The sequence below is a fragment of the Streptomyces sp. McG3 genome, assembly GCF_018619185.1.
Lineage (GTDB): Bacteria > Actinomycetota > Actinomycetes > Streptomycetales > Streptomycetaceae > Streptomyces.
The window spans coordinates 1-4,071 of the sequence record NZ_JAAXYC010000481.1; the positions used below are offsets into that span (position 1 = coordinate 1).

At 73.5% G+C, this 4,071-nt stretch carries 6 protein-coding genes; 5 read left to right on the plus strand and 1 reads right to left on the minus strand.

Features of this window, described 5'->3' with window-relative positions:
- Nucleotides 1-290: 290 nt before the first annotated feature.
- On the plus strand, nucleotides 291-959 hold the full coding sequence (locus HET64_RS37280; protein WP_215111666.1) for a GNAT family N-acetyltransferase: 669 nt from the start codon (nucleotides 291-293) through the stop codon (nucleotides 957-959).
- A gap of 55 nt (nucleotides 960-1,014) precedes the next feature.
- A complete protein-coding gene (locus HET64_RS37285; protein ID WP_215111667.1) occupies nucleotides 1,015-1,881 on the plus strand; it encodes an inositol monophosphatase family protein in 867 nt (288 codons plus the stop codon).
- A 34-nt stretch (nucleotides 1,882-1,915) separates the two neighbouring features.
- Here HET64_RS37285 and HET64_RS37290 read toward each other — a convergent pair whose 3' ends face one another.
- Entirely contained in the window at nucleotides 1,916-2,539 is a 624-nt protein-coding gene (locus HET64_RS37290) for a histidine phosphatase family protein (RefSeq protein ID WP_215111668.1), read from the minus strand.
- 144 nt (nucleotides 2,540-2,683) lie between these two features.
- Between HET64_RS37290 and HET64_RS37295 the strand changes: the two genes are divergently transcribed.
- The 3 genes from HET64_RS37295 to HET64_RS37305 all read left to right on the plus strand — a co-directional run bounded on the left by HET64_RS37295 (nucleotide 2,684) and on the right by HET64_RS37305 (nucleotide 3,929).
- A complete protein-coding gene (locus HET64_RS37295; protein ID WP_215111669.1) occupies nucleotides 2,684-2,902 on the plus strand; it encodes a hypothetical protein in 219 nt (72 codons plus the stop codon).
- 84 nt (nucleotides 2,903-2,986) lie between these two features.
- Nucleotides 2,987-3,331 carry a hypothetical protein gene (locus HET64_RS37300; protein WP_215111670.1) on the plus strand — a complete coding sequence of 115 codons (345 nt, stop codon included), beginning with the start codon at nucleotides 2,987-2,989 and terminating at the stop codon, nucleotides 3,329-3,331.
- A gap of 133 nt (nucleotides 3,332-3,464) precedes the next feature.
- Nucleotides 3,465-3,929: a hypothetical protein gene (locus HET64_RS37305; protein WP_215111671.1), complete on the plus strand. Its 465-nt coding sequence runs from the start codon at nucleotides 3,465-3,467 to the stop codon at nucleotides 3,927-3,929.
- Nucleotides 3,930-4,071 lie beyond the last annotated feature (142 nt).

Below are 4,071 nucleotides of genomic sequence, written 5' to 3' on the forward strand. Positions count from 1 at the left end.
GGCCTGTCGGGGCTTCCCGTCGATGGGTTCGATCCTGCCGGGGACGGCGGGCGGGGTCGATTACGCCGGAGGTAATGCCGGAAGCGATGCGGGGGCGGCAGCGTCGTGGCCTCCCCGGGCGCGTCTACCGGGGCACCTGGACATCTGCCGCGCGAAGCACCGGCCTACCCTGGGCCGGTGCGCCGCGAGAGCGGCGGGCGAAACGATTCGTCGTCCATCGGCCCCGTGCCGTGACGCGGGCTGCGGCGATACGACGGTCCGACCGAACAACGCAGTACGAGGGGCAGTTCATGGGGCAGACGCTGGCCGGGATCCTGGACGGGGCGGCGCACGGACGGTTTCCGGAGACCGACGGGAGGACGACCGTGGTCGCCGCGCCGAGTGGCCGCGACACCGGGGTGATCGCCTTCACCGCGCACTCCGTCGTGTTCACCGACGAGGACCCCGAGTGGGTCCACGCGACGCTCGCCGCCCTGGAATGCGATGCGCTGGCCGCCACGATGCACCCCCGCTTCCTGACGGCCTTCCTGGAGCGCACCGGGCGGATCACCGACACGATCGACCTCCTGACCGTGGCGGCCTCGCTGCCCGGTGAACCCGCGCTGGAACTGCGGGAGGTCACCGATCCCGTACACCCACGGGTGATGAGTGCCCGCCGGCGCCGGGACGGGGTGCGGATGTGGGAGGTCGACGGGGGAGTGCTGGTGCTCGGGCGCGGGGTGGCGGGCCGGTGGGAGGTCGCCGTCGAACTGGACGAGGACGCCCGGCACCGGGGCCTCGGCCGCGCCCTCGCCACCGCCGCACGGCACCTCGTACCCCCGGGCGAACCGCTCTGGTCGCAGCAGGCCGCGGGCAACGCGCGCAGCATCCGGGCGTTCCAGGCCGCCGGATTCCGCCCGGTCGGCTCGGAGGCGTTGCTGCTCGGCCGCGGTCAGGGGCGGAACGCCGGGGGAGCGTGAGGGCTGTGCCGGATTCCCGGTACGGCGGCCGCGGCCTCCCGCTACGCTGCTCGCCATGATCGACTCACCCGCGAGCCCGACGGACGCCGAGGTGGCGGCGGTCGCGGCCCTGGCCGGGGCGGAGGTCGTGCGCGCCCGCTACGGGCGGCGGCACTCCCGTATCGACAAGGGCGCCGGGGACTTCGCCACCGACGCCGATGTGGCGGCCGAGGAGGCGATCCTCGACATCATCCGTACCGCACGGCCCGAAGACGCGGTGCACGGCGAGGAGGGCGGCCGGCGAGGCGCGGTCGACGCGGTGCGCGAGTGGTTGGTGGACCCCTTGTGCGGGACGCTCAACTACGCCACCGGCTCGCAACTGGTCGCCGTCAACGTGGCGCTGCGCAACGGCCCGGCCGCGGTGGCCGATCCGTTCAGCGGCGAGGTCTTCCTGACCGATGGCGAGACCGCATGGGTCCGCTACGGTGCGTACGGGGACGGGGACGCGTACGGGCAGGCCTTCGGCCCCGTTGTGCTCCGACGGCCGGTCGGCGAGGAGCAGTTGGCGCCGACGGCGGACACCCGGCTGGTGGACGTGAACCTCGATCCGCCCTTCCCCGGCGCGCCCGCCTTCCGGGCCGTCGACCTGCTCGCCCACCCCGGGTTCGTCGAACGCTTCCGCCCCCGCGTCGTCTCCACGACGCTCGCCCTGGCCTGGGTCGCGGCCGGCCGGAGGGCCGCCTATGTCACCGACGGCGGCGACCTGAGCGGCAGCGTGCACTTCGCCGCCGGGATCGCCCTGTGCCGGGCCGCCGGCTGCGTCGTCACCGGGGTCGACGGTGCTCCCGTCGGGCCGGACGGCCGTGGCCTCGTCGTGGCCGCGGACGCCGAAACGCACGGACTGCTGATGTCGTTGATCCGCGGTCGCGGGCGGAGTGCCTGAGCCACCGCACCGCCGGTGCCGCGCCGCGGCCCCCTCAGACGTGCAGCTCGGGAGGGAAGCCGGTCCAGCGGAGTTCGGCGGGCAGGTGGCCGGTGTCGTTGAACAGGAGGAGGGCCGGGGGGCGGCCGGGCGCGTAACGGATGACGGTCAGCGCGGCGTTGGCGTGGTTGATGCCCAGCCAGCGCCACTCCGGGGCGTCCAGGGCGGCCCGGACCAGCCAGCCGACGAGGAAGTTGTGGGTCACGAGGAGTTCGTGGCGGGGCTCGTCGCCCTCGACCGTTCCCGTGAACCGCGCGAGCGCCTGCCGGGCCAGCCCGGGCCCCTGCTCGCGCTCCGCCGCCGGGAACCCGGCCAGCCGGGCGAGCGACTCGTCGGCCGACTCCGCCGGCAGCTCCTCCCGCCGTGGCAGGTACGGGATGTAGTCGCCGGCCGGTTCGGACCGCAGCAGCGGAACTCCCGCCAGCCGCTCGCCGACCAGCCGCGCCGTCTGCTCGGCGCGCGGGAGCGGACCGTGGTGGATCGCCGTGATCGGGGCCCCGCAGAGCCGCTCCCCGAGCAGGGCGGCCTGACGGCGGCCGTCGTCGGTCAGCGTGCTCTCGTCGGCGGAGGCCTGACCGTGCCGGGTGAGGTACAGGTAACGGGCAGCCGTTGCCGTCATGGGCGGTTCCTCCGTCGCGGTTCATGATCGTACGAACGTCTGCGGGGACGCCGGGCCGCGCTCGGGTGGTTCCGCCGAGGTCAGCGGGGAACGGGCCATGCCTCCCGGGATGCGCGGGGGCAGTGCTCGGGGCACCGTGGAGGCATGGCCGAGCACCCGCCCGTGATCGTCTATCCGCCCTCCGCGACCGGAGGGCGGCGGGTCACCGTGCACGGGCAGATCGTGGGCCTGGCGCACGGGCGGGGCGAAGTGGCCGCGCTGCTGCGGTCCGCCGGGTTCGCCCCGGGGCCCGACCAGGTCGTCGAGCTGGACCGGCCGGGGCTGATCGAATGGCGCGGCGGCGACCTCGACACCTGGGAGTGACCCCGTGAGCACGACACCTGGGAGCGATCCCGTGCCACGACGCCGCGGGAGTGGTCCCGTGCCACGACACCTGGGAGTGATCCCGTGAAGCGTCGTCGAACGGTGAGGGACAGCGCCTCCGTCGAACCGCCGCCCGGCTATTACGTCGCCGGGGGCGAGCCCCCCGACGCGGCGCAGCGCGCACTGATCCTGGACTGGATCGTGAGCCGGCGCATCGCGAGCGGCTGGCGCGTGGAGGCCCGTTCGGAGAGCCAGGTGGTGCTGGTGCGCGGGCAGCCGGTGAACCATGTGCTGCATGCCTTCCTCACCGTCTTCTCGTGCCTGGCGTGGGGGATCGTGTGGGCGGGCGTCGCCCTGGTCAACCGCGTCGAGCGGGTGGCGCTCACCGTCGACGCCCAGGGGCGCGTCGTCTCGGTCGGCGCGCCATGACGCGTCACTCGAACGGGCGCGTCCGGGTGGCCCTGCGCAGGGGCCGGGAGGAGCGTCGGAGCTGATCTGCACGCACTTACGGGGCAGGTCAGGACAGCAGGTGCCCGGCGCCTGTTCCGGCTAAGGAGTCCTCATGTCGCAGCCCAGCACCCCCGCACCCGGCGCGTCGCGCCCCGCCGATCCCCGTCCGGGCGGCAACTCCGGCAGCCCGTGGGCGGCCGGGGGCACGGTTTTCGCCGGTGTCCTGCTCTTCGTGGACGGCATCCTCGGCGTGCTGAAGGGCATCGCGGGGATCGCCTCGAACGACGTCTACACGCGCATCAACGACTACGTCTTCAAATTCAGCGTGACCTCGTGGGGCTGGATCCACCTCGTCCTCGGCGTGATCCTCATCCTGGTGGGCTGGGGCATTCTCAAAGGCGCGACCTGGGCCAGGGGCGCGGGTGTCGCTCTCGCCTCCCTGAACCTCATCGTCAACTTCATGTGGCTGCCCTACACCCCGGTCTGGGCCATCGTCACCATCGCGATCGACGTCTTCGTCATCTGGGCCCTGTGCACCGACCGGTCGAACCCGAGTGACCTGGTGCGGAGCAGCTGAGCGAGGAGCGGCCGGGCAGGCGAACCGGCCTCGCGGCGGGGCGGGCGGCGGCTGCGGGTGTCCGTTGTCAGTGCTGCGGTACACACTGGAGTCATGTGCCGCAGCATCTGTCTCTTATACCCATCTCCGAGCCCACGAGACC

Coding starts and splice junctions, on each gene's coding strand:
- HET64_RS37305 (WP_215111671.1), top strand. CDS start 3,465: ATGTCGCAGCCCAGCACCCCCGCACCCGGCGCGTCGCGCCCCGCCGAT.
- HET64_RS37280 (WP_215111666.1), top strand. CDS start 291: ATGGGGCAGACGCTGGCCGGGATCCTGGACGGGGCGGCGCACGGACGG.
- HET64_RS37285 (WP_215111667.1), top strand. CDS start 1,015: ATGATCGACTCACCCGCGAGCCCGACGGACGCCGAGGTGGCGGCGGTC.
- HET64_RS37290 (WP_215111668.1), bottom strand. CDS start 2,539: ATGACGGCAACGGCTGCCCGTTACCTGTACCTCACCCGGCACGGTCAG.
- HET64_RS37295 (WP_215111669.1), top strand. CDS start 2,684: ATGGCCGAGCACCCGCCCGTGATCGTCTATCCGCCCTCCGCGACCGGA.